The sequence below is a fragment of the Ancylobacter aquaticus genome (genome assembly GCF_004339465.1).
In the GTDB taxonomy this organism is placed as follows: domain Bacteria; phylum Pseudomonadota; class Alphaproteobacteria; order Rhizobiales; family Xanthobacteraceae; genus Ancylobacter; species Ancylobacter aquaticus.
In genome coordinates, this window is record NZ_SMFY01000003.1 from 462714 (window position 1) to 488965 (window position 26252).

At 67.3% G+C, this 26252-nt stretch carries 27 protein-coding genes and 1 tRNA gene; 15 read left to right on the plus strand and 13 right to left on the minus strand.

Going from position 1 to position 26252, the window contains the following annotated elements:
* The first annotated feature begins 136 nt into the window (after positions 1–136).
* Positions 137–1183, plus strand: a complete 1047-nt coding sequence (locus tag EV667_RS18110) for an aldo/keto reductase (RefSeq protein ID WP_131836732.1) — start codon at positions 137–139, stop codon at positions 1181–1183.
* Positions 1184–1238: 55 nt separating this feature from the next.
* Here EV667_RS18110 and EV667_RS18115 read toward each other — a convergent pair whose 3' ends face one another.
* Genes EV667_RS18115 through dapF form a run of 4 tightly spaced genes read right to left on the minus strand, consistent with a single transcriptional unit; the run spans position 1239 to position 5090 of the window.
* Positions 1239–1847 carry a septation protein A gene (locus EV667_RS18115; RefSeq protein ID WP_131836733.1) on the minus strand — a complete coding sequence of 203 codons (609 nt, stop codon included), beginning with the start codon at positions 1845–1847 and terminating at the stop codon, positions 1239–1241.
* Positions 1848–1849: 2 nt separating this feature from the next.
* Positions 1850–2800 carry a signal recognition particle-docking protein FtsY gene (gene ftsY / locus EV667_RS18120; protein ID WP_131836734.1) on the minus strand — a complete coding sequence of 317 codons (951 nt, stop codon included), beginning with the start codon at positions 2798–2800 and terminating at the stop codon, positions 1850–1852.
* Positions 2797–4113: a tRNA (N(6)-L-threonylcarbamoyladenosine(37)-C(2))-methylthiotransferase MtaB gene (gene mtaB, locus EV667_RS18125; RefSeq protein ID WP_131836735.1), complete on the minus strand. Its 1317-nt coding sequence runs from the start codon at positions 4111–4113 to the stop codon at positions 2797–2799. Before mtaB ends, ftsY begins: the two co-directional genes overlap by 4 nt.
* Positions 4114–4115: 2 nt before the next feature.
* On the minus strand, positions 4116–5090 hold the full coding sequence (dapF, locus tag EV667_RS18130; protein ID WP_245516243.1) for a diaminopimelate epimerase: 975 nt from the start codon (positions 5088–5090) through the stop codon (positions 4116–4118).
* 34 nt (positions 5091–5124) lie between these two features.
* Here dapF and EV667_RS18135 point away from each other — a divergent pair, with 34 nt between their 5' ends.
* Both EV667_RS18135 and EV667_RS18140 read left to right on the plus strand, forming a co-directional pair.
* Entirely contained in the window at positions 5125–5664 is a 540-nt protein-coding gene (locus EV667_RS18135; RefSeq protein ID WP_165901644.1) for an ASCH domain-containing protein, read from the plus strand.
* A gap of 118 nt (positions 5665–5782) precedes the next feature.
* Positions 5783–6523, plus strand: a complete 741-nt coding sequence (locus EV667_RS18140) for a GyrI-like domain-containing protein (RefSeq protein ID WP_131836737.1) — start codon at positions 5783–5785, stop codon at positions 6521–6523.
* Positions 6524–6539: 16 nt separating this feature from the next.
* On the opposite strand, the gene EV667_RS18145 is transcribed toward EV667_RS18140, so the two are convergent.
* Positions 6540–6872, minus strand: coding sequence for a DMT family transporter (locus EV667_RS18145; RefSeq protein WP_131836738.1), 333 nt, complete (start codon positions 6870–6872; stop codon positions 6540–6542).
* A gap of 152 nt (positions 6873–7024) precedes the next feature.
* On the opposite strand from EV667_RS18145, the gene rlmN reads away from it, so the two are divergent.
* From rlmN to EV667_RS18160, 3 genes are all read left to right on the plus strand, one after another.
* A complete protein-coding gene (gene rlmN, locus EV667_RS18150; protein ID WP_131836739.1) occupies positions 7025–8269 on the plus strand; it encodes a dual-specificity RNA methyltransferase RlmN in 1245 nt (414 codons plus the stop codon).
* Between the two features lie 9 nt (positions 8270–8278).
* A complete protein-coding gene (locus EV667_RS18155; RefSeq protein WP_245516244.1) occupies positions 8279–8791 on the plus strand; it encodes a hypothetical protein in 513 nt (170 codons plus the stop codon).
* A gap of 115 nt (positions 8792–8906) precedes the next feature.
* Positions 8907–10136, plus strand: a complete 1230-nt coding sequence (locus tag EV667_RS18160; protein ID WP_131836740.1) for an argininosuccinate synthase — start codon at positions 8907–8909, stop codon at positions 10134–10136.
* Positions 10137–10566: 430 nt separating this feature from the next.
* Here EV667_RS18160 and EV667_RS18165 read toward each other — a convergent pair whose 3' ends face one another.
* Complete coding sequence (locus EV667_RS18165; RefSeq protein ID WP_131836741.1) at positions 10567–11319, minus strand: SDR family NAD(P)-dependent oxidoreductase; 753 nt, start codon at positions 11317–11319, stop codon at positions 10567–10569.
* Between the two features lie 134 nt (positions 11320–11453).
* On the opposite strand from EV667_RS18165, the gene EV667_RS18170 reads away from it, so the two are divergent.
* The gene (locus tag EV667_RS18170) at positions 11454–12341 is read left to right on the plus strand and encodes an AraC family transcriptional regulator (protein WP_131836742.1); all 888 of its coding nucleotides are present in this window, start codon (positions 11454–11456) and stop codon (positions 12339–12341) included.
* 14 nt (positions 12342–12355) lie between these two features.
* Here the strand turns inward: EV667_RS18170 and EV667_RS18175 are convergent, their stop codons facing one another.
* Entirely contained in the window at positions 12356–12853 is a 498-nt protein-coding gene (locus tag EV667_RS18175) for a pyridoxamine 5'-phosphate oxidase family protein (RefSeq protein ID WP_131836743.1), read from the minus strand.
* Positions 12854–13005: 152 nt separating this feature from the next.
* On the opposite strand from EV667_RS18175, the gene EV667_RS18180 reads away from it, so the two are divergent.
* Entirely contained in the window at positions 13006–14133 is a 1128-nt protein-coding gene (locus EV667_RS18180; RefSeq protein WP_131836744.1) for a site-2 protease family protein, read from the plus strand.
* Between the two features lie 43 nt (positions 14134–14176).
* On the opposite strand, the gene EV667_RS18185 is transcribed toward EV667_RS18180, so the two are convergent.
* On the minus strand, positions 14177–14467 hold the full coding sequence (locus tag EV667_RS18185) for a hypothetical protein (RefSeq protein ID WP_131836745.1): 291 nt from the start codon (positions 14465–14467) through the stop codon (positions 14177–14179).
* 256 nt (positions 14468–14723) lie between these two features.
* On the opposite strand from EV667_RS18185, the gene EV667_RS18190 reads away from it, so the two are divergent.
* The 3 genes from EV667_RS18190 (at position 14724) to EV667_RS18200 (ending at position 17698) form a co-directional block, all read left to right on the plus strand.
* Positions 14724–14957, plus strand: a complete 234-nt coding sequence (locus EV667_RS18190) for a hypothetical protein (protein WP_131836746.1) — start codon at positions 14724–14726, stop codon at positions 14955–14957.
* A 164-nt stretch (positions 14958–15121) separates the two neighbouring features.
* On the plus strand, positions 15122–16951 hold the full coding sequence (typA, locus tag EV667_RS18195) for a translational GTPase TypA (RefSeq protein WP_131836747.1): 1830 nt from the start codon (positions 15122–15124) through the stop codon (positions 16949–16951).
* A 237-nt stretch (positions 16952–17188) separates the two neighbouring features.
* Positions 17189–17698 (plus strand): GNAT family N-acetyltransferase, encoded by a 510-nt coding sequence (locus EV667_RS18200; protein WP_165901645.1) that lies wholly within the window; start codon positions 17189–17191, stop codon positions 17696–17698.
* A gap of 56 nt (positions 17699–17754) precedes the next feature.
* On the opposite strand, the gene EV667_RS18205 is transcribed toward EV667_RS18200, so the two are convergent.
* Entirely contained in the window at positions 17755–18099 is a 345-nt protein-coding gene (locus EV667_RS18205; protein ID WP_131836749.1) for a DUF167 family protein, read from the minus strand.
* Complete coding sequence (locus EV667_RS18210; RefSeq protein WP_131836750.1) at positions 18096–18380, minus strand: YggT family protein; 285 nt, start codon at positions 18378–18380, stop codon at positions 18096–18098. The genes EV667_RS18205 and EV667_RS18210 overlap by 4 nt, the downstream gene beginning before the upstream one ends.
* Before the next feature lie 235 nt (positions 18381–18615).
* Here EV667_RS18210 and EV667_RS18215 point away from each other — a divergent pair.
* Together EV667_RS18215 and EV667_RS18220 are read left to right on the plus strand one after the other, a co-directional pair.
* Positions 18616–18691 (plus strand) — tRNA-Ala (locus EV667_RS18215).
* 162 nt (positions 18692–18853) lie between these two features.
* Positions 18854–19045: a hypothetical protein gene (locus EV667_RS18220; RefSeq protein ID WP_131836751.1), complete on the plus strand. Its 192-nt coding sequence runs from the start codon at positions 18854–18856 to the stop codon at positions 19043–19045.
* A 48-nt stretch (positions 19046–19093) separates the two neighbouring features.
* On the opposite strand, the gene EV667_RS18225 is transcribed toward EV667_RS18220, so the two are convergent.
* The 3 genes from EV667_RS18225 to EV667_RS18235 form a co-directional block, all read right to left on the minus strand.
* Positions 19094–20092: a sensor histidine kinase gene (locus tag EV667_RS18225; RefSeq protein ID WP_131836752.1), complete on the minus strand. Its 999-nt coding sequence runs from the start codon at positions 20090–20092 to the stop codon at positions 19094–19096.
* A gap of 222 nt (positions 20093–20314) precedes the next feature.
* On the minus strand, positions 20315–21088 hold the full coding sequence (locus tag EV667_RS18230) for a hypothetical protein (RefSeq protein WP_245516245.1): 774 nt from the start codon (positions 21086–21088) through the stop codon (positions 20315–20317).
* Between the two features lie 368 nt (positions 21089–21456).
* A complete protein-coding gene (locus tag EV667_RS18235) occupies positions 21457–23715 on the minus strand; it encodes a methyltransferase domain-containing protein (RefSeq protein WP_131836753.1) in 2259 nt (752 codons plus the stop codon).
* A 285-nt stretch (positions 23716–24000) separates the two neighbouring features.
* Here EV667_RS18235 and EV667_RS18240 point away from each other — a divergent pair, with 285 nt between their 5' ends.
* Positions 24001–25299 carry a hypothetical protein gene (locus EV667_RS18240; protein ID WP_131836754.1) on the plus strand — a complete coding sequence of 433 codons (1299 nt, stop codon included), beginning with the start codon at positions 24001–24003 and terminating at the stop codon, positions 25297–25299.
* A gap of 4 nt (positions 25300–25303) precedes the next feature.
* A complete protein-coding gene (locus EV667_RS23090) occupies positions 25304–26116 on the plus strand; it encodes a COG3904 family protein (RefSeq protein WP_131836755.1) in 813 nt (270 codons plus the stop codon).
* Positions 26117–26252 lie beyond the last annotated feature (136 nt).

Consider the following 26252-nt stretch of genomic DNA (forward strand, 5'->3'; position numbering starts at 1 on the left):
GCGCGCCTGCCGGCGAGCCGGGGGCATGGCGGCGCTTGCCAGCCCGCCGGGACGTTGCGGCAGCTTGCCGCTCGGCTGAGGGCTTCCTATCTTCCTGCGACCCCTTCCCTACGTTTCTTCCGAAAAGCGACCTCATATGCAGTATCGCCCGCTCGGCCGCACCGGCCTCGAGGTCTCCTCGATCTGTCTCGGCACCATGACCTATGGCGAGCAGAATACCGAGGCCGAGGGCCACGCGCAGATGGACTTTGCGCTGGACCACGGCATCAACTTCTTCGACACCGCCGAACTCTATTCCATTCCGCCCAAGCCCGAGACGCAGGGCTCGACCGAGCGCATCATCGGCAGCTGGTTCAAGGCGCGCGGCAACCGCGACAAGGTGATCCTCGCCACCAAGGTATGCGGCCTTTCGCAGATGACGTGGTTCCGCGACGACGGCGCCCCGGCACGCCCGACGCGCGGGCAGATTCGCGAGGCGGTGGAGAAGAGCCTGAAGCGGCTTGAGACCGACTATATCGACCTCTACCAGCTGCACTGGCCGGGCCGCCCGGTGGACTTGTTCGGCGCGAACCCCACCCGCTGGAAAAGCGCGGCGGGCGAGGAAACCCCAATCGCCGAGACGCTGGATGCGTTTGGCGAGCTGGTGAAGGAAGGCAAGATCCGCCATGTCGGCCTCTCCAATGAGAGCGCCTGGGGCACGATGAAGTTTCTCAGCGAGGCGGAACGCACGGGAGGGCCGCGCGTCGCCTCGGTGCAAAACAGCTATAACCTGCTGAACCGCACCTATGAGACGGCGCTGGCCGAGGTGAGCCTGCGCGAGGATGTGGGGCTGCTGGCCTATTCGCCGCTCGGCCAGGGCTACCTCACCGGCAAATACCAGAACGGCGCACTGCCCGAGGGCTCGCGCACCGCGCTGTTCCAGCGGGCGTTCCGCTACCAGGTCCCGGGGGCGGAAGAGGCGATCGAGGACTATCTCGCGATCGCCCGCGACGCCGGGCTCGATCCTTCGCAGATGGCCATCGCCTTCTGCCTCACGCGCGAGTTCATGGCGTCGGTCATCATCGGTGCGACGACGATGGAACAACTCGCGACGGACATCGGCGCGGTGGATTTGACGCTGTCGCCGGAGGTGCTGGCGCGCATCGACGCCGTGCATCAGCTGCGCGGCAATCCCTGCCCCTGAGAAGGCGCCGGACGGCGGGTCGAGGACCCGCCGCCCCTTTCGCCCGCCGCCCGCTTCAGGGCTTCGTCTCGCTCTTGGTCTCGGGCGGCGCGTGGCGGGTCATCAGCGGCACCTGCGCCATGGCGAAGACCAGCGTCAGCGGGAGGTAGCCGAAGGTCTTGAACGCCACCCAGGTGTCGGTCGAGACATTGCGCCAGACGATTTCGTTCAGCACCGCCATGACGAGGAAGAACACGCCCCAGCGAACGGTGAGCTCGCGCCAGCCCTTGTCCGTCAGCATGAACACATCGCCCAGCACATAGGGCAGCAAAGGCTTGCGCAGCCATAGGCCGCCGAGCAGCGCCATGCCGAACAGCGCATTGACCAGCGTCGGCTTCATCTTGATGAAATGGTCGTCCTGCAGCACCAGCGTCAGCGTGCCGAACACCAGCACGACGCCGGCCGATACGAGCGGCATCACCGCGATCTTTCGCGCGATGATCCACATCACCGCCAGCGCGGCGAAGGTGGCGACCATGAAGGCGCCGGTGGCGAGATAGATGCCGCCACGCCCGTTGGCGATGAAAAACACCACCAACGGCCCCAGCTCCAGCGCGAATTTCAGCAGCGGGTGCATGGTGCGCAGAGGCGTGGCGGCGGGCACTTCGGACGGTGAATTGGTCATGGTCAGTCCTCCAGTCCGACGATGGCGCGGGCGAAATCGCGCGCCGCGAAGGGTTGCAGGTCGTCGATACCCTCGCCGACGCCGATGAGATGGATGGGAAGGCCGTGCCTGGCGGCGAGGGCGACCAGGATGCCGCCGCGCGCCGTGCCGTCCAGCTTGGTCATGACGAGGCCGGTGACGCCCGCCACCCGCTTGAACGCCTCCACCTGCTGGAGCGCGTTCTGCCCGACGGTGGCGTCGAGTGTGAGCACGACGGCGTGTGGGGCGGTGGCGTCCTGTTTCTTGATGACGCGAACGATCTTTTCCAGTTCCGCCATCAGCTCGACCCGGTTCTGCAGCCGCCCGGCGGTGTCGATGATGAGCACGTCGGCGCCCTCTACCCGCGCCTGTTGCAGTCCGTCGAAGGCGACGCCGGCGGCGTCGGCTCCCGGGGCACGGGAGACGACGGTGGCGCCGGTTCGGTCTGCCCACACCTTGAGCTGCTCGATCGCCGCCGCGCGGAACGTGTCGCCGGCGGCGAGCACGACCTTCTTGCCCTGCGCCTTCAGCGTGGCGGCGAGCTTGCCGATGGTGGTGGTCTTGCCGGAGCCGTTGACGCCGACCATCAGCAGGATGAACGGCTTGGTGTCGCTGGCGAATTCCAGCGGCATAGCGACGGGCTTCAGCACGGCCTCGATCTCGGCGGCGACCAGCGCGCGCACCTCGTCCGGCTCGATGGTCTTTTCGTACCGTCCCTTGCCGACCGCGAGCGCGATGCGGGCCGCCGTGTCCACGCCGAGGTCGGCGCGGATCAGTACGTCTTCCAGGTCTTCCAGCGTGTCGGCGTCGAGCTTGCGCTTGGTGAACAGGTCGGTGATGCCGGTGGACAGGCCGGTGGCGGTGCGCGTGAGTCCCTGCGTCAGGCGTTTCCAGAAGCCGGGGCGGGCGGTGGTGTCGTCGTTCATGTCGTTCATGCCGCGATCAGCCGAACGCCGTCATGGCCGGCGATGCGGAGTTGGGTGAGCGTGCCGGGCGCCAGCGGGGTGGAAAGGCGCACCGGGGTGAAACTCCTCGTGCGGGCCATGCCGCCACGCTCCGTCAGAACCTCGCGCCGCGCGCCAACCTCGCCGGCGAGGTGGCACAGCAGGGCGTGCGTGCCCTTTTCGCGCAGGCGCCGCGCCCGCTCGCGGGCCAGTGCGGGCGGCACCTGCGGCATGCGGGCGGCCGGGGTGCCAGGCCGGGGAGAGAACGGGAAGACGTGCAGATGCGTGAGCCCGCAGGCGTCAACAAGGTCGAGCGAGGCGCGGAACTGGCCTTCGGTCTCGGTGGGAAAGCCAGCGATGAGATCGGCGCCGAACACCATATCCGGCCGCGCCCGCCGGATGTCGCGGCAGAAGCGGATGGCGTCGGCGCGCAGATGACGGCGCTTCATGCGCTTGAGGATGAGATCGTCGCCGGCCTGCAGCGAGAGGTGCAGATGCGGCATCAGCCGCTCCTCCTCCGCCAGCGCGCGCATCAGTTCGGCGTCTACTTCCACCGAGTCGATGGAGGAAAGTCGCAACCGGGGCAGTTCCGGCACATGGCGCAGCAGGGTGCGAACCAGCGTGCCGAGGCGCGGCGTGCCGGGAAGATCGGCGCCATAGGAGGTGAGGTCGACGCCCGTCAGCACGATTTCGCGCGCGCCGTCCTCCACCAGCGCCCGCACCCGGGCCACGACGGGGCCCATCGGCACCGAGCGGGAATTTCCCCGTCCGAAGGGGATGACGCAGAAGGTGCAGCGGTGGTCGCAGCCCTCCTGCACCTGCACGAAGGCGCGGGTGTGCCCCTCGATGGTGTCGGCCGGGCCGTCCAGCAGATGCGGCGCGGTCTCGCGCACCGCCATGATGTCGCCAACCACGATCTTCGCTGCGTCACCGACACCGAAATCGAGCGCGGCGCGGGCCGCCTGCCAGCTTTCGGGCGCGGTCTTCTCGGCATTGCCGAGCACGCGGTCGACCTCTTCCATGCCGGCGAAGCGGGCGGGGTCGGTCTGCGCCGCGCAGCCGGTGACGAGGATGCGGCGCGAGGGGGATTCGCGCTTGAGCCGGCGAATGGTCTGGCGGGCCTGCTTCACCGCCTCGGCGGTGACGGCGCAGGTGTTGACGATCACCACGTTCTCAAGCCCGGCCGCGCCGGCCATGGCCTTCGCCGTGGCGGAATCGAGCGCGTTCAGCCGGCAGCCGAAGGTGACGACCTCGACGGGGGAAGCGCCCTCGCGGGCGGCGAGGGCAGGGGAGGCGAGCGCCATGGTCACGCGGCGCCGGAGGGGAGTTCGGCTCCGCCGGGTCTCGTCGCCGGGAGCTCGGCTCCGCCGGGTCTAGTCCCCGGGAGCTCGGCTCCGCCGGGTCTCGTCGCCGGGAGCTCGGCTCCGCCGAGCATGGTGGCGGTGAGCCGGCCGTCGAACTCGAACTCCGCCGGGCCGGTCATCAATATGTGATCGTCGCTCTCGCGCCAGTCGATGACGAGATCGCCGCCCGGCAGGGTGACGGTGACGCGCCGCCCGGTGAGGCCGAGGCGCGCGGCCGCGACCGCCGTGGCGCAGGCGGCCGAGCCGCAGGCGCGGGTGAGGCCGACGCCGCGTTCCCAAACCTTCAGCACGATGTGCTCCGGGGAGACGACCCGCGCGAGCGAGATGTTGGCCCGCTCCGGGAAAATCGGGTGGTGTTCCAGCTCCGGACCGAGGCGGGCGAGGTCGATGGCCTCCACATCCTCGACCCAGAAGATGGCGTGCGGGTTGCCGACATTGACCACGGCCGGCGCGCGCAGCACGGGGGATTCCGCCGGGCCGGCCTGCAATTCGATGGCGCGTGTGTCCATGACAGGGCCGGCGAGGGGAATGTCGTGCCAGCCGAAGCGCGGCACGCCCATGTCCACGGTGATGCCTTCGGGCGCGATGGAGCAGGCAAGCGGGCCGGCGACGCTTTCGAACACCATGTGGTCGGTGCCGGTGCGGCCGGCCTCGTAAAGCGCGATGCAGCGCGTGCCGTTGCCGCAGGCGCCGGATTCCGAGCCGTCATTGTTGATGATGCGGACAAAGGCGCGCGTGCCTTCGCTTTGCGGGGGGTACAGCGCCATGATCTGGTCGAAGGGCAGCACGTCCGGGCGGGCGAGGGCGCGCGCCTCTTCCGGCGGCACGGCGAGCGGCGCGTCACGCAAATCCAGCACGACGATCTCGTTGCCGAGGCCGTTCATCTTCACGAAAGGTCGATTTTCCAGTGCAGCCATGGGCCCAAAGCTTCAAAATGGGTGCCGTCCTTATATGGCGAAGCGCTTCGCGATGACCAGCCTGATTGGCCGGTGGTTCGTTGAACGCGGGAAAAGCCTTCGCTACCCTGCCCGCATGCAACCTTCCCTGGGACAGCTCTGGGCGCGTTATCGCGCGGTGAATGCGGATGCGCCCATGGAGGCGCCCGCTGCTTTCCATTTCTGCGACAATGCGGAAGACGCCAATCTCTGCCTCGCGCTGGTGCTCGCCGGCGTCAAGCGCGCCACCGCCACGTCGCTTGCCGAGGTTCGACTGGCTCGCGCCGCCCTTCCGCAGCCGGGGGAGTTTTTCCTTGTCACCGACTGGGCCGGCGAGGCGAGGGCCGTCATCCGCACCATTTCTGTGGAGATACGGCGGTTTTCCGAGGTGGACGAGGAATTTGCGCGCCTGGAGGGGGAGGGCGACGGCACGCTTGCCTGGTGGCGGGAGGCGCACCTCGCCTATTATCGGCGCGTGCTGGCCGGCAGCGGCCACGTGGTCGACGGCGACCTTGAAATCGCCTGCGAGCGGTTCGAACGGGTCTTCCCGGCCTAGCGCGGCAAACAAGGTCGCGTCCGGCCACGATCACGCGATCTGCCCCGATGGGCGCCTGCACCTGGCGCGGCGCGATGCTATAACGCCCGCAACGCCCGCGCGGCTTTCCGGTGATTTCATGACTCTACGCCTTGCTCCCGAACGCGCCCTGCTGCGGCGGACCGCGCTGCTGCTCGCCCTGATGGTGAGCGTCGCCGCTCTGTTGGCCGCTCCCGTGGCCGCGCAGACCCCGCCAGCGGCCGCGCCTCCCGCTGCCGAGCCCGAGATCGCCCCCGGCGTGACGGCGCCCGAGGCCGCGCCGCTCGACGAGGACGACATGATCGCCCCGCCCATGGTGGACCCGCGCGCGGTGGAAACGCAGAACGTCGCCCCCGCGCCCGATCCCCTGACCCGGCCGGACGGCTTTGGCGACCCGGCGGTGATGCAGCCGGTGCCGGTGCTGATGAAGAAGGCGCGCGCGACGTGGGACGACGCCTTCACAACCATCGTCGCGACGCTGAAGGAGATCGACGCCGAGATGGCGCGGCTGAAGCTGAAGCCCAACGGCGCCTCCTTCATCATCTACACCTCGACCGACGACATGGGCTTTGATTTCGAGGCGGCGGTGCCGTTCGAGGGGGCGACAGCCGAGAAGCCGCAGGGCGGCATGGCGTTTTCCGCCTCGCCGGCCGGCAGGGCGCTGCGCTTCACCCATCGCGGCCCCTATGACGCGATGGACCCGACCTATGAGCAGATCGCCAATTTGCTCGACGCCAAGGACCTTGAGGCGCAGGACGTTTATGTCGAGGAATACCGCGCCGACCCGCGCACCACGCCGCAGGACGACCTCGTCATCGACATCTGGGTGCCGCTGAAGTGAAGGGGTGACGCCGCGCTTAGTGAGCGCTCGTTTTTGACAGCAGGTTGAGCACAAGGACGCCCGACACGATCAGGCCCATCCCGGCAAAGCCCGCGAGGTCAGGCCGCTGACCGTAAACCACCCATGCCACGAGAGTGATCAGCACGATCCCACCGCCGGCCCACACTGCGTAGGCGATGCCGACAGGGATGCGGTCCAGCACCAGGGACAGGAAGTAGAACGCGCAGCCGTAGCCAAATACGACAAGCACCGACGGCCCGAGCCTGGTAAAACCCTGCGAGGCTTTCATTGCGCTCGTAGCAACAACTTCGGCCGCGATGGCGAAAGACAGGATCAAATAGGGCGGCATGGGAAACCTCCATCGAACGGGAGGCGTCCAATGATCAGATCGAATGGATCTCGTCACGTTCACGTTCCCGTGAATGAGGGTCGGGCCCCACAATTCGCCTCGCCCGCCGCTCTGTGCTATGAGGCGCGCAAACGGACATCATCGATAGCAACATGAACCTGATCGACACCACTGCGGCCGCCGCCGCCGGGGCGCGTGCTCCCGTAGAGATCGCCCGCGCCGAGACGCCGCGCACGCAGACGCGTCGCTCGCTGGCGGGGCTGGACCGTGCCGGGCTTGCCGACGCGCTCGCCCAGATCGGCGTCTCCGAGCGCGAGCAGCGCATGCGGGTCGCCCAGCTCTGGCACTGGATCTACCTGCGCGGTGCGCTCTCCTTCGACGAGATGACCAATGTCGGCAAGGGGCTGCGCGAGAAGCTCGGTGCCGCCTTCACGCTGGACCGTCCCGAGGTGGTGGTCGAGCAGGTGTCCAATGACGGCACCCGCAAATGGCTGCTGCGCCTGCCGCCCGACATCGCGGGCGACAAGCCGCACGATGTCGAGATGGTCTACATCCCCGAGAGCGACCGCGGCACGCTGTGCGTCTCCTCACAGGTCGGCTGCACGCTCAACTGCTCGTTCTGCCACACCGGCACCCAGCGGCTGGTGCGCAACCTCACGGCGGCCGAGATCGTGCTGCAGGTGATGGTGGCGCGCGATCGCCTTGGCGATTATCCCGGCCGCGACCGTGCCGTCGGCCCGGGCCTGCCCACCGAGGGCGACCGGCTGGTGACCAACATCGTGTTCATGGGCATGGGCGAGCCGCTCTACGCTTATGACTCGGTGGCGAAATCCATCGAGGTGCTGGCCGATGGCGAGGGACTCGGCATCGGCAAGCGGCGCATCACCGTCTCCACGTCAGGCGTGGTGCCGGAGATCGAGAAGCTCGGGCGCGAGGTCGGGCCGATGCTCGCCATCTCGCTGCACGCGGTGCGCGACGAATTGCGCGACGAGCTGGTGCCGATCAACAAGAAATACCCGCTGAAGGCGCTGCTGGAGGCGTGCCGCACCTACCCCCCGGCCTCCAACGCCAAGCGCATCACCTTCGAGTACGTGATGCTGAAGGGCGTGAACGATTCCCCCGCCGACGCCAAAGCGCTGGTGAAGCTGCTGGCGGGCATTCCGGCCAAGATCAACCTGATTCCCTTCAACCCGTGGCCGGGCACCAAATACGAGTGCTCGGACTGGGAGACGATCGAGCAGTTCTCCGACATCGTTTTTCGCGCCGGCTATTCCAGCCCGGTGCGCACGCCGCGCGGGCGCGACATTCTCGCCGCCTGCGGCCAGCTGAAGAGCGAGACGGAAAAGCTCTCCGCCCGCGAGCGGCTGGCGTTGCGCGCCATGGCGGCGGCGGACTAGGCGGGGCGCATGGACAATCTGCTGCGCCTGCTGCTGCGGTTCATCCTGGTTCCGGTGGGCATGATCTGTGGCTTCATCGCCTCTTTCCTGGTGATCCTGTTCGGCTATTGGCGGATCGGCGAGCTGCTCGCCGGCAATGTCGATGTCGAGGCCATCGCGCTCTACGACGCGCTGGCGGCGGCGAGCTATCTGCTGATGATGGTGGTGCTGGCGATGTGGGCGGTGGCGCTCATCGGCATCCTGTTCGCCGAAGCCTTCGCGGTGCGCTCCTGGATGTTCCATGTGGGCAACGGCGCGGTATCGGCCTGGCTCGCCGCGTCGGTGTTCGCTCCTTATGCGCAGGTGCCGGTGCCCTTCGACGGGGACCTCTACGTGGTGGCCGCCGGGTTTGCCGGCGGGCTCGCCTACTGGCTGGTCGCCGGGTGGAATGCCGGTTTCTGGAAGCCGCTTCGGGCCGAGCGGGTGCCGGCGGCGCTGCCGCCCGCCCAGCGGGTGCCGCCGCCCTCTACCCCGGCGGTCTGAACCGGCCGGCGCTTTTTCGTGCACACGAAAACTTGCACCCGCGCGCGCCATGCCTATAGTCCGCGCGCCCTTGGCGGCGGCTTTTCCTGCGGTTTGTGACACTCCGGAACGTGACATGGCGAACGATGTGAAGAAGGTGGTGCTCGCCTATTCGGGCGGTCTCGACACCTCGGTGATCCTCAAATGGCTGCAGACCACCTATGGCTGCGAGGTGGTGACCTTCACCGCCGATCTCGGCCAGGGCGAGGAGCTGGAGCCGGCGCGCAAGAAGGCGGAACTGCTCGGCATCAAGCCCGAGCACATCTTCATCGAGGACGTGCGCGAGGAATTCGTTTCGCAGTACGTGTTCCCGATGTTCCGGGCGAATGCGCTCTATGAGGGGCTCTACCTGCTCGGCACGTCGATCGCCCGCCCGCTGATCGCCAAGAAGCAGATCGAGATTGCCCGCAAGGTGGGTGCCGATGCGGTGTCCCATGGCGCCACCGGCAAGGGCAATGACCAGGTCCGCTTCGAGCTGAGCTATTACGCGCTCGAACCCGAGATCAAGATCATCGCGCCCTGGCGCGAATGGGACCTGCGCTCGCGCGAGCAGCTCATCGCCTTCGCCGAATCCCACCAGATCCAGATTTCCAAGGACAAGCGCGGCGAGGCGCCGTTCTCCGTCGACGCCAACCTGCTGCACTCGTCCTCCGAGGGCAAGGTGCTGGAAGACCCCTCGGTCGAAGCGCCGGAATTCGTCTATCAGCGCACCATTTCCCCGGAAGATGCGCCTGATAAGGCGACCTACATCACGGTGGGGTTCGAGCAGGGCGACGCGGTCTCCATCGACGGCGAGACGCTGTCGCCGGCCAGCCTGCTGACGCGCCTCAACGCGCTCGGCAAGGAGAACGGCATCGGCCGGCTCGACCTTGTCGAGAACCGCTTCGTTGGCATGAAATCGCGCGGCGTCTACGAGACCCCCGGCGGCACCATCCTCCTGCAGGCGCATCGCGGCATCGAGAGCATTACGCTCGACCGTGGCGCGGCGCATCTGAAGGACGACATCATGCCCCGCTATGCGGAGCTGATCTATAACGGCTTCTGGTTCTCGCCCGAGCGCGAGATGCTGCAGGCGCTGATCGACAAGAGCCAGGAATTCGTTACCGGCGAGGTGCGGATCAAGCTCTACAAGGGCAATGTCGACGTGGTCGGGCGCACCTCGCCCTATTCGCTCTACAACCAGGACCTCGTCACCTTCGAGGAGGGCGCGGTGGCCTATGACCACCGCGACGCCGCCGGCTTCATCAAGCTGAACGCCCTGCGCCTGCGCACGCTGGGCAGCCGCGACCGCAAGGTCGGGGGCTGAGTTCATCGAACGTTGTCATGCCCGGAGGTCATCCGGGCATGATCTTAGGATGAGCGCTGTTCTGGATTCCGGGTAATGATCTCTGCTCTCCAGTTCAACATCAGCGATGCGCTGGGGCGCTGGGTATGCCCGGCGTGCGGCTACCCGGGGTATTCATACGGGCCCGCTTACGATGAGAGTCATGGTCTAGCAGGCATGGCCATTTGCCCCTGCTGCCTCTGGGAGCCCGGTTACGACGACGAACCGCTGGCGTCAGCGGATGCTGAAGAAACGATACTGGGATCCCTGAGGAGCTATCGAGCTTCATGGTGCCGCGAACGGCTCTGGCGCGGAAGGGAGACCGAACGGCCCGACGCGTGGGATGGCGCGGAGCAGCTTAGGCGCCTGTTCGATACTGCCCCTCATGTCCGCTGAGCCGTAGTCTCTGCCCTCAGATCGCCTGGCCGCCCGACACCTCGATGCGTTGGGCCGTGACCCAGCGATTATCGGGCGAGAGCAGGCTGGCCACCATCGGGCCGATATCGTCCGCCACGCCGACGCGGCCGAGCGCGGTGATGCCGGCGATGTGCTTGTTGATCTCGGGATTGTCGCGCACCGCGCCGCCGCCGAAATCGGTCTCGATGGCGCCGGGCGCCACCGTGTTGACGGCGATGCCGCGCGGGCCGAGTTCCTTCGCCAAGTAGCGGGTGAGCACTTCCACCGCGCCCTTCATCGCGGAATAGGCGGCATATCCGGGATAGGCGAAGCGGGTGAGGCCCGAGGAGAAATTGACGATGCGCCCGCCATCGGCGATCAACGGCAGTAGCGCCTGGGTGAGGAAGAACACGCCCTTCAGATGCACGTCGACCAGCCGGTCGAACTGCGCCTCGGTGGTCTCGGCAATCGAGGCATAATCGCCATGGCCGGCATTGTTGACGAGATGATCGACCGTGTCGCGGCCCCACACGTCGGAAAGCGTCGCGCGCAGTTTTTCCGTGAAGGCGGGGAAGCCCGAGACCTTGCCGGTGTCGAGCTGGAGCGCCACGGCCTTGCGGCCCAGCGCCTCGATTTCGGCGACGACGGCCTGCGCGTCCTCGGCTCGGCTGTTATAGGTCAGCACGACATCGCCGCCGCGACGGGCAACGCTGAGCGCGGTGTTGCGGCCAAGGCCACGGCTGCCGCCGGTGATGAGGGTGATGGTCATGGGTCCGTCTCCTGTCATTGGGGTGAGCCAAATATGGCGCGGCCCGCCCGCCCGGGGTTGCCGGATAGCCGCGAGTTCTTGCCTGAATCTCCGAAGGCGCTTCCGCTTGCCCGGCGTTGGGGTAGGATGGCGGCATGACAACGCTGCTCGACATCATGGACCGGCATGGCCGGCTGCACGCCGATGCCAACGGGATCGCGGCAACGCCGATCCCCGGCGTCATGTTCTTTCGGGTGCCGGCGCCCTCGGGCATCACCCACGCCATTGCGCGGCCGCTGGTCTGCCTGGTGGTGCAGGGGGCCAAGCAGGTGACGATGGGCGCACGGGATTTTCAGCTTCACGCCGGAGAGTCGCTGCTCATCACGGCGGATGTGCCGATCGTGAGCCAGATCACCAAAGCCAGCCACGTCGCGCCCTATGTCTCGCTGGTGCTCGAGCTGGATCTCGCGGTCATTGCCGAACTGGTGCTGGAAATGGGGCCGGCGCTGGCGGGCGATGCCGCGCCGGTGCGCGTCGACCGCACCGACGGCGAGGTGGCGGCGGCGGCGTTGCGGCTGCTCGAATTGCTCGATCGTCCGGCCGCGCTGCCAGTGCTGCAGGCCCCGCTGATCCGCGAGATGCATTACTGGCTGCTGGCGGGGCAGCATGGCGCGGCCATTCGCCGGCTCGGCTGGCCGGACGGCCACGCCCAGCGCATCGCCCGGGCGGTGGCCTTGCTGCGCGACAATTTCGCCAAGCCGCTGCCGGTGAGCCGGTTGGCGGCGGCGGCGGGCATGAGCCCCTCCACCTTCCACCAGCATTTTCGCAGCGTGACGTCGCTCTCGCCGCTGCAGTTCCAGAAGCAGCTGCGGCTGATAGAGGCGCGGCGTCTGATGTCGGCGCAGGGCGCTTCCGCCAGCAGCGCCGCCTTTGCCGTCGGCTATGAGAGCGTGCCGCAGTTCACCCGCGAATATGGAAGGCTGTTCGGTGCCAGCCCGGTACGCGACATGAAAGCGGCGCGGGAGCAGGCGCGGGCGGCCTGAGCCCGGAGAGCCGCTCAGTCCAGCGGGACCTTGCGGTTGTCGCCGAGATCGGTCGGCGTGCCGGAAAGGCGGGCGGTCATCATCTTGAACAGCACGCCGATGGAGGACGACGGGCCGTCCCAGTATTCCGCCTGTTCGGGCATGAAGCGCAGGACGCAGATGTTCGGATCGGTCTTGCCTTCCGGCCAGAACGCCTTGTTCATATCGCTCCACAGTTCGTCGATCTTGGCGCGATCGTTCGAGACCTCCGCCTGGCCGGACACGGAGAGGTAATTATTGTCGCCGGGCTTGGCGAAGGTGAGAGCGGCCTGCGGGTCGCGCTGAAGCTCGTCGTCCTTGTGGCCACGACGGTCGGAAAGAAACCAGATGCAGCCTTCCTCGCGGGAGGGGTGGGCGTCCATCGGGCGGGCGCGCAGGGTTTCGCCCTCGCGGGTGACGAGCATGCAGATCCGCATGTCCGCCATCATGTCCCACACGCGGTCGACGGCCTGGGCCGTGGTGTTGTCGTCCATGTGAAATGTCTCCTCGGGTTCGAGGGGAGAACCCGGAGGCACGGCGGTGGTTCCTTGCCGGAGGTGCCGACGATTCCCCGCCCGGCGTGCTCTTGCGCTGTCATGCGGCGGCGGTGGCGCTATGGTAGCGAACGCACCTCAAGGAGAACCCCATGCCCTGGTCGCTTACCGTCGGATATGTCTACGGCACCGCGGTGCGTATCCACGTCACTTTCCTGTTGTTCCTCGTCTGGATCTGGGTCGCCTATTACCAGCGCGGCGGTGCGGGGGCGGCGTGGGAAGGGGTGGCGTTCGTGGCGCTGCTGTTCCTGTGCGTGCTGCTGCACGAGTTCGGTCACATCTTCGCGGCGCGGCGCTACGGGGTGAAGACGCCGGAGGTCACGCTGTGGCCGTTCGGCGGCATCGCCCGGCTGGAGCGCATCCCGGAAAAGCCGTCGGAGGAGCTGGTGGTGGCGCTGGCCGGGCCGGCGGTGAATGTGGCGATCGCGGCGGTGCTGCTGGTGTTTCTCGGCGGTAATGTCGGGATGGAGCATATCGAGGCCATCGAGAACCCGCAGGTGAGCCTGCTGGCGAAGCTCGCGGCGGCGAACATCTTCCTCGTGGTGTTCAACCTCATTCCCGCCTTTCCCATGGATGGCGGGCGGGTGCTGCGGGCGCTGCTGGCGATGAAGATGAGCCACGCGCAGGCGACGCAGATGGCGGCCTCCATCGGCCAGGGCCTTGCCATCGGCCTCGGCGTGCTCGGCATTTTCGGCAACCCGATGCTCATCATCATCGCCGTCTTCGTCTTCCTCGCCGCCTCCGGCGAGGCGGGGCAGGTGCAGATGAAGCAGGTGGCGCAGGGGCTGCTGGTGGAGGACGCGATGATCACCCAGTTCGAGACGCTGGGCCCGACCGCGAGCGTGGGCGACGCGGCGGAAGCGCTGATCCGCACCACGCAGAAGGAATTCCCCATCGTCGACGGCGCCGAGCACCTGCGCGGCGTGCTCACCCGCGACGCGATGATCCGCGCGCTGCAGGCGCAGGGGCCGGGCGGCTCGGTGCTGGAGGCGATGCAGGCGGACGTGCCCACCGTGGGCACCCGCACCCCGCTCGACCGCGCGCTCGCGCTGCTTACCCAGAAGGGCGCGCCTGTCGTGGGAGTGGTGGATGGGGCCGGGCGGCTGGTCGGCCTGCTCTCGCCGGAGAATGTCGGCGAGATGATGATGCTGCGCGCCGCCCAGCCGGACGCACGCTTCGGGCCATGGGCCAAGCGCAGCGCGCCCTCGCGGCCGGTGTGAGGCCGGAGAGTCCTGCCCGGTGAGGGCAGGCGAGGCGCCGGGGCTAGGCGGGCGGGATGACCTTGGTTCCGCCCGGCACGCCGCCATCGGAGGGTTCGACGTCGCCGGTGATGCCGCCGAAGGCCGGCGGGTCGCTGGCGGGGAAGGTTTCTTCCAGCGCCTCGTCGACGTCTTTCTCGGTGGGCTCCGGGGCGGCGTCGGAGGGCTTCACCTCGTCGCCGGTGATGCCGCTGAAGGCCGGTGGGTCGCTGGCGGGGAAGCTTTCCTCGACGCTTTCGTCGATTTCGCTCTCGGTATATTCGGGATTGCGTTGCTTGCCGTCAGTCTGATCCATCACCCACTCCTCGCATCGCGACCCCTCCAGGCGTCGCGACCCTTACAAAGTGGGCGATGCGGCGGGGCGCTTCAAGGGCGGGCGCGGCCTCGCGCCGTTTCATCCGGTAAGGGGAGTCGTCGCCGAGGGCGGTGACGGGCGCAGGCGCAAGGGAACCTGCCATTCGCCAGCGCGTTGCCAAAAACGTCGCGACTTGTCTTTCAGCGCGCGCGGGCGCGGCGTCCTGTCGATCCCTGGCGCGCCGAGGAGAAGGTTCATGACCCCCGATCACGAGCCCGTCCGGCTGCAATACTGGCCGCCTTCCCACGCGGTCGACGCCCCCGACCCGTGGCCGCAGGCCTATGAGTTCGGCTCGGTGGACGATGCCGTCGCCTTTGCCATGACCCAGTCGCCGGCCAATCGCGAGGTAGCGTGGCTGCGCACCTCGGAGGGAGCGATCCTCAAACCGGCGCAGATCCGCCGCCTGTGGGAACTGCGCCGGGACCACTAGGCGCTCTCGCGGAGCGTCCGCCGGGGCGTTTTGGCGGCGCTTTTTCGCGCCTTCGCGGGCTGTTCGTGCCTTCCGGCGTTGATCTCGCGGGCGTTCTGAGTATAGTGCGCCGCAAAATTCATGCGGGTCCGGAACCGTTCGGGCCCGCTTTTTGGTGTTTTCATATGAAGCTGCGCAACATCGCCATCATCGCCCACGTCGACCACGGCAAGACCACGCTGGTGGACGAACTGCTGAAGCAGTCCGGCTCCTATCGTGAGAACCAGCGCGTCGCCGAGCGTGTGATGGATTCGAACGATCTCGAAAAGGAGCGCGGCATCACCATCCTCGCCAAGGCCACCTCGGTGGTCTGGAAGGATACCCGGATCAACATCGTCGACACCCCCGGCCATGCCGATTTCGGCGGCGAGGTCGAGCGCATCCTCAACATGGTCGACGGCGCCATCGTGCTGGTCGACGCCGCCGAAGGCCCGATGCCGCAGACCAAGTTCGTGGTCGGCAAAGCGCTCAAGGTAGGCCTGCGCCCCATCGTGGCGATCAACAAGGTCGACCGCCAGGACGCGCGCTCGCAGGAAGTCATCAACGAGGTTTTCGACCTGTTCGCGGCGCTGGACGCCAATGACGACCAGCTCGACTTCCCCATCCTCTACGGTTCCGGCCGCAATGGCTGGATGGCCGCGAGCGCCGAAGGCCCGCAGGACCAGGGCATGGCGCCGCTGTTCGACCTCGTGCTCAAGCATGTGCCCGAGCCGACCGTCGATGATGGCCCGTTCAGCATGATCGGCACGCTGCTGGAAGCCAACCCCTTCCTCGGTCGCATGATCACCGGGCGCATCACCTCCGGCTCGATCAAGCCGAACCAGTCGATCAAGGTTCTGGCGCAGGACGGCTCGCTGGTCGAGCAGGGTCGCGTCTCCAAGATTCTTGCCTTCCGCGGCATCGAGCGCCAGCCGATCGAAGAGGGCGTGCAGGGCGACATCATCGCCATTGCCGGCCTTTCCAAGGGAACGGTGGCCGACACCTTCTGCGCGCTCGAAGTGACCGAGCCGCTGAAGGCGCAGCCGATCGACCCGCCGACCGTTACCATGTCCTTCATCGTCAACGATTCGCCGCTCGCCGGCACCGAGGGCGACAAGGTGACCAGCCGCGTCATCCGCGACCGCCTGCTGCGCGAGGCGGAAGGCAATGTGGCGCTGAAGATCGAGGAATCCTCCGACAAGGATTCGTTCTTCGTTTCCGGCCGCGGCGAACTCCAGCTTTCCGTGCTGATCGAGACCATGCGCCGCGAGGGCTTCGAGATCGCCGTGTCGCGTCCGCGCGTGGTGTTCTCCAAGGACGAGACGACCGGCGAGATCCTTGAGCCGGTCGAGGAAGTGCTGATCGACGTCGACGAGGAATATTCCGGCGTCGTCGTGCAGAAGATGTCCGAGCGCCGGGCCGAAATGGTGGAGATGAAGCCCTCGGGCGGCAGCCGCCAGCGCCTCGTGTTCTATGCACCGACCCGTGGCCTTATCGGCTATCAGGGCGAGCTGATGACCGACACGCGCGGCACCGCCATCATGAACCGGCTGTTCCACGCCTATCAGCCGCATCGCGGCGAGATTCCCGGCCGCCGCAACGGCGTGCTGATCTCCAACGAGGCCGGCGAGGCGGTGGCCTATGCGCTGTGGAACCTCGAAGATCGCGGCCCGATGATGATCGAGCCCGGCTGGAAGGTCTATCAGGGCATGATCGTGGGCGAGCACAACCGCGAGAACGACCTCGAAGTGAACGTTCTCAAGGGCAAGAAGCTCACCAACATCCGCACCACCTCGAAGGACGAGGCGGTGCGCCTCACCCCGCCGATCCGCATGACGCTGGAGCGTTCGCTGGCCTGGATTCAGGACGACGAGCTGGTCGAGGTGACGCCGAAGTCGATCCGCATCCGCAAGCGCTGGCTCGACCCGAACGAGCGCAAGCGCGAAGAGCGCCGCAAGGAGTCCGAGGGCGTCTGACGTCCCGGAGTTCTGCCGCCACCGCGCCTGCGCGGTGGCCGTCTCCCTTTCGATAATGCCGCCGCACGCGCCTTTCGGCGCGGCGGCGATGTGACGCGCGCAGGTCGGCGACGGCCCGCGCGAGCGCCGGGTTGCGCGGGTGCGAACGTGGCGTCGGCGCCACGCCCCGGTGGAACGATGCTGGCATCGGTGCGGAAAGCCCTTGATCCCGCCGAGCGCATTTGCTCCCATCGGGCCATGAGCACGCTTCTCGTCGAGACACGCCGGGCTCGGCCGGCCGATGCAGGCGACATTGCCGATATCCATGATTCGGCATGGCGGTTTGCCTATCGCGGCCTTATTCCCGGCGCCGAGCTGGAAAAAATGATCCTGCGGCGCGGCCCCCTGTGGTGGCAGACCGCGCTCAAGCGCGGCTCGCGCGTCATCGTGTTGACCTTCGGCGACGCGGTGGCCGGCTATGCCAATGTCGGGCGAAACCGCGCACGCGGCCTGCCCTTCGAGGGCGAAATCTACGAGCTTTACCTCCGGCCGGAATATCAGGGGCTGGGCTTCGGCCGCCGCCTGTTCGGCGATGCCCGCAAGGAACTGGCGAGTGCTGGCTTTGACGGGCTGGCGGTGTGGGCGCTGGCCGCCAATGAGCCGGCTCTGGGTTTCTACCGCGCCATGGGCGGGCTCGGCGTCGCCCGTTCCACCGAAACCTTCGGTGGCCGCGCGCTGGAAAAGCTGGCCTTCGGCTGGAACGCCTGACGGGCGGATGCCTGACGCCAGGGCGGGCACCTGCCGGCACCCCGCTTCTGGCGCTCTTAGCCGTGTGCGTCACTGTCCTCGAAACCCGCCAGCCGGGCGGCAATGTCCTGCGGGTCGCCGCTGAGGCGGAAGCTCTTGGTGCGGCCCGTGGCGCCCGACAGCAGTTCCACACGCGAGGGGGCGATGCCGGCGGCTTTGGCCAGCAGCTTCGCCAACGCCGCATTGGCCTTGCCATCCTCGGCGGCGACGCTGACGCGGGCCTTCAGGGCGGAGCGCCCGTCGCCGAGCGCGACGATGCCGTCAATGGCGTCGCGCCCGCCACGCGGGGTGGCGCGCACCGTCACGACAACGCCATCGGCGGCGAGCGTCCAGGGCAGGGCGCTGCCCGGCGCGTCGCTCACGCGCCGGCGACGAGCTCGAACACCAGATTGCGGATGAAATAGAGCAAGACGATCAGGATCACCGGCGAGATGTCGATGCCGCCGAGATTGGGCAGCACGCGCCGCAGCGGCGCCAGCACCGGCTCCGTCACGCGCCAGAGGAATTCGCCGACACTGCGCACGATGGGATTTTGCGCGTTGACCACGTTGAACACCACCAGCCAGGACAGGATGGCCGAGGCGATGAGAATCCAGACATAGAGCGTGATCAGCGTGTCGAACAGCCAGAGAAGCGAATACATCGGCAGCCTCGAAGCAGGGGCGGGAGCGCGGCGCGGACTCTCTCGTCGCGTTGGAGACCGCCCGCCGATCCGGTTTTTCGACCGGACCGGATCGGTCGCCAAAGCGCCGTCCGCCACGATGCTTAATGCTGCCGCTGCATTGCGGCAACCCTGATTCACAGCACTGTGCGGCAACCGTGACGAGCCGCCTTGACAGCGCGGGGGCGGCGAACGTACAAGGCGCAGCCTGAGGCTTGGGGCCGTAGCTCAGATGGGAGAGCGCTGCAATCGCACTGCAGAGGTCAGCGGTTCGATCCCGCTCGGCTCCACCAGGCCTCTCACTTATTCGTTGAATTTGTTGATCAAGTTTTGAGCGCTTCGGCGCTCACCCCGCGATCTGCCCACGACTGGGCGCCGCGTGGCCGGGGAAGGGTTGCGGGGAAGCGGGCGGGCGGCCAAGGTAGCGCGCGCACCGTGCTGGCCCGGAGGAATGGATGAAGCCCCGAACGATATTCAGCGGTATCGGCGTCACCGTCTCGGTTGCGGGCCTGCTGGCCGTGACGTGGCTGGAGCACGGCCTGCACCCGGCGTTTACCGGAATCGGCGCCGCCGCCTTTGTCGTCGGCATCATCGGCGGGTTCATGGTCATGTTCGCCGACGAGCGGAACGCGGACCAGCGCGGCTAGCGGGCTCGCTGACCAGCGTGCGATGCCGCCCGCCGTGCGCCCGGCCCGTCAGGTCGCCAGATTGTGGGCGTTCATCTTCAGGGTCACGATGATTCCGTCGTCCGACCAGTCGGTCTCGATGGAACCGCCGAGCTGGCCGGCCACGCTGCGCTTCAGCAGCCGTGTCCCGTAGCCTTCCCTTCCCTTGGACTCCACGGCAGGCCCGCCGCGTTCGGTCCACACCATGCAGACCTCGTCGTCGGTGGAACTGCCCGAGATATCCAGCATCCCCGATGCCACCGACAGGGCGCCGTATTTGAGCGAGTTGGTCGCCAGTTCGTGTATGGCGAGGGCAAGGGTTGTGGCGGACTGTTCGCCGATGCCCATGCGCGGCACGGCAACACGGACACGCCCGCTGAACGCTCCTGAATCATCATAGGGCGCCAGCAGGACGGCGATCAGGTCGCCCAGAAGGGCGGCCTTTCCCTGGCTCGCGTCCAGAGGCCGGACAAGGTCGTGCGCCCGGCCGAGCGCCGTCAGGCGCTGGATGAGTTCGCGTGCCATCTCCTCGACCGAGGTGGCCGAGCGGGAAGTGAGGCTGGTGAGACCGGCGGCGATGGCCAGAAGGTTCTTCACCCGGTGGCTCATCTCGCCGGCGAGCAGCTCGTGGCCCTCTTCCGCCTGCTTGCGCCCCGTCACATCAAGGAACACGCCCGACATCTGGCCGCGATGCACCCCCTCATCATTGCCGAGGCCACGCGCGGAAATCCATCGGATCTCCTGATCGAGCAGGATGCGGAAGTCGATCTCGTAGGCGCCGACCAAAGCGCGGGTCGCCGTGAAGGCCGCGCGGACCCTGTCCCGGTCCGCCGGGTGAATGCGCGAGGACAGGTCCTCGAATGTCACCTTGTCTGTCGGCGGCAGGCCCCACAGGATGAAAGCCTGCTCGTCCATCGCAAAGGCATCGGTTTCAAGCGTCCACGCCCACAAGGCGACGCCCGCCGCGTGAAGGGCGCGCTTCAGGCTCTTCACTTCCCACAAGGGATGGTTTTCGTCGCTGAACGGCATGCAGGCCGGCTCCCATCAGGTGTGGTGCGGTCGGCCTTCGGCGAGCACACTCTTCACGAGTACACGCCGTCGCGCAGCGTTTCCACAAGCATTCGGCCGCAGGCATTCGGCGCACATATTCCGCCGCTGGCCGTATCGCGTCGAAGCGTACTCCCGTGCCGGCTGCGGCGGGTCGGGGCCCAAGGCGCAGGGCCAAGTGGCAGCATCATGCCCGGCCGTCGATCACCTGGTCTCGGTGCTTCGAGGCGATGCGTCGTCGGATGACGCGCCGCCGACGCCCAGCCCCATCCCCGCGCCGCCACCCATTGCCATGCCGGCCCCGCCACCGCCACCGCCCCGCGTATTCGCCCCCCGCTCGGCGTTGCCGCGCCCGCCGGGCGATCCGGGGCGTGTGGGCCCCTGGTTGGGAATGGCGAGGTCCGCAGGGATGGGGGCAAGGTCCAGCGCCTCGCGGATGAAATTGCGCAGCGCGACGACCAGATCGTGAAGGTGGACGGGTCGACCCGCTATCAACTCGCGCGCCGCCCGCTCTGCCAGCCGGACATGTTCCTCGGTGCCGAGCAGGATGATGTCGGAAAGGGCCGCTTCGACGGCATCGCGGATGCGCCGCCGGCGATCAGACCCTTCGCCGGAGGCGATTGCCGACCCTTCGTCGACGGCGGTCGCCGGCACGTCGTCGGTGCCCTCACTACCCTCGGGCGCGGGCTGTTTGCGAACATCCCGCAGATGCCGGGGATCGACCGTGAGGTCGCCGGTGAAAGACCCGCCCAGGACCTTGTAGGCGGCAATCAGCGTGCGAAGCCGCTCGTTGATCTGGCGGTTCATCCGCTCGCGCCGCTGCTGGAAGGTGAGCATCACCAGAAGACGAATGCCGACGCCGACCAGGGCGAAAAGAGCCAGGCCGAGCAGCGTCACGAGCAGGCCGTGCCACGAACTGAAATCGATGTACCGCAGAGCTATCTCCTTCCACTCGCCCGACACGCCGGGCGGCATCATCCCCGGGCCTTATCGACGGTCGAGGTAAGCGTCTTTCATCCTGTCGCGTCCCGCCGATGGGCGTTTCCCGATGGTTTTGCCGTGTCGCTCGGCCTGGGCCGAGCAGAACGTGCTCATTCGTCAAAGCCCCAGAAGGCGATGATGGCCACCGTTATCAGGATGATGACGCCGATAAGGGCGAAAATCATGCTGGGCTGAAGGTGAAAATCGAGGAGATCGAGCAGGGCGCGCATGGCGGCGGATGTTATCGGGCTGACGGTTCGGGGTGAAGATGGGGCGTGACGTGAGAGGCGGCATGTCGCATGTGCCGGAAACGGACGCGCGATACCGGCCGCGCGGGCGAAGGCCGTCTCCAGCCTCAAGCGGCTTTAATCCTTTTCGGCCAGGCGTCGTTGCCGGCGTCGCGCCCGCCGGCCTCGATTCCACTCGCGCATTCGCTCCAGCCGCGCTGTTCCCAGAAGAAGGCCCAGCAGGAAGTTGCGCATGTCCTTCACGGGTCGGCGCCGCGGCGGCGCCGGGAGAGAGGGGACACCGCGTGTCCGGTCCAGTTCCTTCAGGTGCCTGGTCGCGAGTTTGACGTTGCCGCCGACACCCCGCACGACGTGTCGCCAATGGTCGATCCGCACATTCATCGGGTTGCTATGGAGCAGTTCCGCCTTGATGAAGGGCATGCCTTTCAGCAGAAGTCGTTCCCAGAAAAAATGGGGGATATTGCCCGTTGGCAAATCGTCATTCGCGGAATTCGGGAATGTTTTCTCCAGACTGAAAATAACATTCCGACGAAGATTGACGTTCTTGCCGATCAGGTCTGTGAGCACAAGCTCACAGGTGTCGATCACTTCCTGCTTGTCCAGGGCGGAGGGAAGGCCTGCCCAGAAACTGCGGGTTCGCCAATCGTTCAGCGCTTCTCCACGCAGCTGGAAAAAGTAGCTCTGGGCATGAGGAACGGGCGTTATGCTGTCGGTCAGGGCAATAAACTCGGAAGGATCGCGGCTCATCGCGTCCATGAGGTCGTCAAAGGCGGCATCATTGACCAGAATCACGCTGTCATTGGCAAAAATGATCCGCTCGGCGTTCCATACGTCCGGAAGCACGCCAAGTTGCGCCGCCCATATCCCGAAATCATAGCTGTCGTTCATGCGGAACGCGATCGTCCGTGCGTCCTCCAGCCCGGCGACGGCGAGCTGAGCGACCGGCGCCTGCACCGCCAGACAGACATGCGTCTCGACACCCTTGCGCGCGATCGCCTTGCAGAGCGCCAGCAGTGCCGGACTGGGCAGGCCATCGGGTGCGTAGCCGCAGAGCAGGGCGACGGTCCGGCCGCGCAGGCTGGCGGTTGGGGCCCGCACGAATTGCGGCCTCACATCCGATGCCGGACGCGGGAGTTCCGCGTGGTCGAGCTCGTCCAGAAGCTGCTTGGCGAGGGGAAGGAAATGCGTCGGCTCCCGGGCGAACTGCGCGAATTTCGCGATCTCGCTTTGCATGATCACGATGGCGGAACGCACGACATCGGCAAGCAGGCGCGGATGTCCACCCAGTTGCGAGGCTGTGTGCGCGTAGAACAACAGGCCGCATCCCAGCCAGGACGGAAATGCGTCGTTGGCAGGCCCGGTTGCGGCCAGGAAACGCTGCTCGATGGCCCGGGGCGCGAGAAAGTCGATGCCATAGGTGGAGCGCGCGAGCGGCACCCATCGGTCCAGCGCGGCCGAGGCGCGGTCAAGCTGACCCCGGTTCACGGCGTCCTTGACCAGGCGATACAGCGCGCCGCCCGCGACATGGGGGTCGGCGTTGCGGCTGAGTTTGTCGAGATAATCGTAATAGGCTTCCCAATGGGTGAAGCCGGACGAAATCTCGGGCAGGGGAACATGGGATGCCCACGCAAAAAGGCGCGTGCCGCTGTTCGCGATATGAACATGGGCGAAGCCTTGATCGTGCAGCAGGGCGCGCAAGGCCTCTTCGCGGGTGACGAAATAGTGCAACCCGGGGGACAGGATGGCGATCACTTCCGGAGGGGACGCGCCCGGGACCACGGCGTCCGCGCAGGGCGTCGTCAGGATCAGGATGCCCTCGTCGCTCAGTGCCTGTGAAATCTCGGCGATGAAAGCGGCGGGATCGGGAACGTGCTCGATCACCTCGCTGGAGTAGACGAAGTCGAATTTTTCGCCGGCAATCTGCGGCGTCGCCGCGTAGTAGGAAGGGTAAATGGTGGTGCCGAGCTTCTCGCGGCCGATCTTGCCGTAAAGGCTCGTCTCCAGACCGACCGCGCTTCCATAGCCGGACGTTTCCCAGAAATGCCCGACGAACCCGAAGCCGCAGCCGATATCCAGAAGCCGGCCGCCTTTCCCGCCCGCGACAGCCAGCAGGGGCTCCAGCATCGCCGATATGCCGGCGCCGGACTGGACATGGTTCAGCCAGTAATTTTCCTCGAAACCCGGGAAATCGTAGCCGACGACAGGGCTTTGCGAGGAGGCGTAGAGCGTGCGGCAGTGGAGGCACTCGGCCATCTCCAGGGGCGCGCCAAGGTAGCGGACGCCTTCGACGCGGAGACGCGCGGTGGCGCCGTGCTGCTTGCACACCGGGCAGAGGCCCGGAAACTCCTCCTTGTCGTCGAAAAATGTCACATCCATACCGACTTATGCCTTCCCGGCAGCCCGCCGCTTTTCCGACCGTCGCCCGCAGCCATAGCTACGGCCAGAGATGCCGGGTGACGCAACTGGAACGTTCATAGGCATGGCTTGGTTCGATTGGGCCGCCTTCCGCTTCCCACCCGCCCGGGTGGGGTGGAAAGGGGGCGTGTTGCCGGCAGGCATAACGGACCTGTGATACAGGGCGGGACCCTGCTTCGCCTTGCGTCACATTGCCGGCGTAAAGCGCGGCAACATCAAGACGGTTTTCCACGAAGGTTTCCCTGAATGGCTTCGGCTCTGCGCGACGGCGTGTCCGGGCTCGACGTTACCATGCGCCTCACGCTTGCCGTGCTGGCGCTGGCGTCGGGTGTCTATACCTATCTCGGCGTCCGCGAACTGCTTGACGGCTCGCCCGTCACGACGGTGTTTGCCGCGATCATCTATTCGACCGCGGTCTCGATCGCGATCTACGCCTTCTGGTCGTTCCTGCTGCGCTTCCTGCCTCATGTGCGGGACGTCGTGAGCCGCGTCTGGCTCGCCGCCGCCATGCTGCTCGGCTCGCTGATGATCATCGCCATGTCGTCCTGGCTGAACGCTGCCGCGCTGGCGGGGTCGGCGGCGATCGAGCAGCACCTTGCCGTGACGGTGCAGAACTACACCCGCGACCTCGACACGGCGCACAACCGGGCGCTGGGCGCGCAGAGCCTTCTGCCCGACATCCAGCTGGCCTCCACCCGCTTCGCGCGCCTGGCCGATGCGGAACGCGGGGGCGCCCTCACCGGCACCGGCGGTTCGGGCACGGTGGTTCAACTGCTGAGCCAGATGTCGAGCCAGCTTGACGACCTCGCCCGGGAAGTCGCGGCCAGCGGGGAGCGCGCGCGGGCGTTCTATGCCGAAGGCAGCGCGCAGATCGCCCGCATGCGCGAATTCGTCTCCGGACAGGGCAACATCAAGGCCCGTTCGGACGCATTCGGTGCCGAGGCACTGGCGCTGATCGGCACCATCGCCTCGCTGGAGCAAACTTCCATGGCGCCGGCGGTGCGGCGGGCGGCCGACGATCTCGTCACCGGCTTCATCGCCCCCGCCGCCGATGGCCGCACGGCGGACCTCGCGGGGCGCCAGACCACCGTTGTCGGCAGCGTCGAGAAGGCGGTGCAGGCGCAGGCCAGCGCGCTCTCGCTGGCGGCCGACAAGATCATCGGCACCGGCACCGTCGAGCCCGCCCGCTTCCAGCCGCTCTCCACTGCCGAGGCGGTGGTGCGCTATGCCGGTGATTTTCTGCCGAGCTGGGCCGGCGCCATCTCCATCGACCTGCTGCCGGCCGTGCTGGTGCTGATCCTGTGCGTGGTGCACGCCGCGATCCGGCGCGAGGAGCAGCCTGCGGAGGCGGAGACGATGTCGGCCGCCCAGCTGATCACCGCGCTGCGGCTGGCCCGGCAGGTGGGCGAGGAGCGGCGGACCGCCGAGGAAGTGGAGGCATTCGAGGCGACGCTGGCCGGGGCCGGGGCGGGGCAGACGGCGGCGGATGTGACGCCCGCCGCGACAGTCACGACCCTGCCCGCCAACCGGATCAAGAAGGACTGAGCCTTTGGACGCCGCCACGGGCCCATCCTCCCCCGCGCCGAGGCGCCCCCTGTGGCGCCGGGCTCTCGGGGACCGGCCGGACGAGACGCTGCTGACGCTGGTTTTCCGCGCCCTCGTGGTGCTGACGGTGCTGGTGGTGGTGTGGGACTTCCAGGAGCGCGAGCCGGCGCCGGCCTCCCTGCCGAATGCCGACCCCGCCGCGCCTGCCCAAGCCCCGGCCGTGCCCTATCTGCCTTCCGCGCGCCCCGACATAGCGCCGCCGGGCGAGGACCGCCCCGACCGTCCGCCCGATTCCGAACTGCGGCAGGCAATGACGATCGACCTGCTGGCCGATGGCCGGCTGGAGGCCAAGGGCACCATCACCCCCGGCACGGCCGAGCGCTTCAAGGCCGAACTTGAGAAGCGCGGCAGCTATGTGAAGGCGGTGGTGCTGAGTTCGCCCGGCGGCTCGGTTGCCGATGCGTTGTCCATGGGGCGGCTGATCCGCGAGCGAAAGCTCGACACCCGCGTCGAGGCAAAGGCGCTCTGCGCCTCCTCCTGCCCGCTCATTTTCGCGGCCGGCGTCAAGCGGACGGCACAGCCGGGAGCGGCCATCGGCGTGCATCAGGTATTCGCCGCGCATCAGCCGGGAATGGCGCGCCTCGACGGCGCCGAAGGCATGGCGCAGGCCCAGCGCGTTTCCGCCGAGGCCCAGCGCCATCTGGTCAGCATGGGGGTCGACCCCCGGGTCTGGATCAGCGCCATGGAGACCCCGCCGCAAGAGATGTTCTATTTCACGGCGGAGGAACTGCGCGAGCTCAAGCTGGCGACGCCCTGAGCGTGGCTCCGCCCGCTCAATGCTGGGCGGGCCGGCCGGGTCGCGACATGCGGGATCCCAACGGTGCGGTCGGCCCACGCGCCAATTTTTGGGGGGCGTCGCAAATCGGCGAAAAAAGCGCCGCGGCGCCGTCATT

What these genes read in the sequence shown, in the direction of transcription:
- typA (WP_131836747.1), top strand. Translation starts at nt 15,122, where the DNA reads ATGAAGCTGCGCAACATCGCCATCATCGCCCACGTCGACCACGGCAAG.
- EV667_RS18155 (WP_245516244.1), top strand. Translation starts at nt 8,279, where the DNA reads ATGGACAATCTGCTGCGCCTGCTGCTGCGGTTCATCCTGGTTCCGGTG.
- EV667_RS18240 (WP_131836754.1), top strand. Translation starts at nt 24,001, where the DNA reads ATGGCTTCGGCTCTGCGCGACGGCGTGTCCGGGCTCGACGTTACCATG.
- EV667_RS18145 (WP_131836738.1), bottom strand. Translation starts at nt 6,872, where the DNA reads ATGCCGCCCTATTTGATCCTGTCTTTCGCCATCGCGGCCGAAGTTGTT.
- EV667_RS18175 (WP_131836743.1), bottom strand. Translation starts at nt 12,853, where the DNA reads ATGGACGACAACACCACGGCCCAGGCCGTCGACCGCGTGTGGGACATG.
- EV667_RS18190 (WP_131836746.1), top strand. Translation starts at nt 14,724, where the DNA reads ATGACCCCCGATCACGAGCCCGTCCGGCTGCAATACTGGCCGCCTTCC.
- EV667_RS18160 (WP_131836740.1), top strand. Translation starts at nt 8,907, where the DNA reads ATGGCGAACGATGTGAAGAAGGTGGTGCTCGCCTATTCGGGCGGTCTC.
- EV667_RS18170 (WP_131836742.1), top strand. Translation starts at nt 11,454, where the DNA reads ATGACAACGCTGCTCGACATCATGGACCGGCATGGCCGGCTGCACGCC.
- ftsY (WP_131836734.1), bottom strand. Translation starts at nt 2,800, where the DNA reads ATGAACGACATGAACGACGACACCACCGCCCGCCCCGGCTTCTGGAAA.
- EV667_RS18185 (WP_131836745.1), bottom strand. Translation starts at nt 14,467, where the DNA reads ATGGATCAGACTGACGGCAAGCAACGCAATCCCGAATATACCGAGAGC.
- EV667_RS18225 (WP_131836752.1), bottom strand. Translation starts at nt 20,092, where the DNA reads ATGCCGTTCAGCGACGAAAACCATCCCTTGTGGGAAGTGAAGAGCCTG.
- EV667_RS18135 (WP_165901644.1), top strand. Translation starts at nt 5,125, where the DNA reads ATGGCGAAGCGCTTCGCGATGACCAGCCTGATTGGCCGGTGGTTCGTT.
- EV667_RS18110 (WP_131836732.1), top strand. Translation starts at nt 137, where the DNA reads ATGCAGTATCGCCCGCTCGGCCGCACCGGCCTCGAGGTCTCCTCGATC.
- EV667_RS18210 (WP_131836750.1), bottom strand. Translation starts at nt 18,380, where the DNA reads ATGTATTCGCTTCTCTGGCTGTTCGACACGCTGATCACGCTCTATGTC.
- EV667_RS18180 (WP_131836744.1), top strand. Translation starts at nt 13,006, where the DNA reads ATGCCCTGGTCGCTTACCGTCGGATATGTCTACGGCACCGCGGTGCGT.
- EV667_RS18230 (WP_245516245.1), bottom strand. Translation starts at nt 21,088, where the DNA reads ATGATGCCGCCCGGCGTGTCGGGCGAGTGGAAGGAGATAGCTCTGCGG.
- dapF (WP_245516243.1), bottom strand. Translation starts at nt 5,090, where the DNA reads ATGGCTGCACTGGAAAATCGACCTTTCGTGAAGATGAACGGCCTCGGC.
- EV667_RS18220 (WP_131836751.1), top strand. Translation starts at nt 18,854, where the DNA reads ATGAAGCCCCGAACGATATTCAGCGGTATCGGCGTCACCGTCTCGGTT.
- rlmN (WP_131836739.1), top strand. Translation starts at nt 7,025, where the DNA reads ATGAACCTGATCGACACCACTGCGGCCGCCGCCGCCGGGGCGCGTGCT.
- EV667_RS18165 (WP_131836741.1), bottom strand. Translation starts at nt 11,319, where the DNA reads ATGACCATCACCCTCATCACCGGCGGCAGCCGTGGCCTTGGCCGCAAC.
- mtaB (WP_131836735.1), bottom strand. Translation starts at nt 4,113, where the DNA reads ATGGCGCTCGCCTCCCCTGCCCTCGCCGCCCGCGAGGGCGCTTCCCCC.
- EV667_RS18140 (WP_131836737.1), top strand. Translation starts at nt 5,783, where the DNA reads ATGACTCTACGCCTTGCTCCCGAACGCGCCCTGCTGCGGCGGACCGCG.
- EV667_RS18200 (WP_165901645.1), top strand. Translation starts at nt 17,189, where the DNA reads ATGAGCACGCTTCTCGTCGAGACACGCCGGGCTCGGCCGGCCGATGCA.
- EV667_RS18115 (WP_131836733.1), bottom strand. Translation starts at nt 1,847, where the DNA reads ATGACCAATTCACCGTCCGAAGTGCCCGCCGCCACGCCTCTGCGCACC.
- EV667_RS18235 (WP_131836753.1), bottom strand. Translation starts at nt 23,715, where the DNA reads ATGGATGTGACATTTTTCGACGACAAGGAGGAGTTTCCGGGCCTCTGC.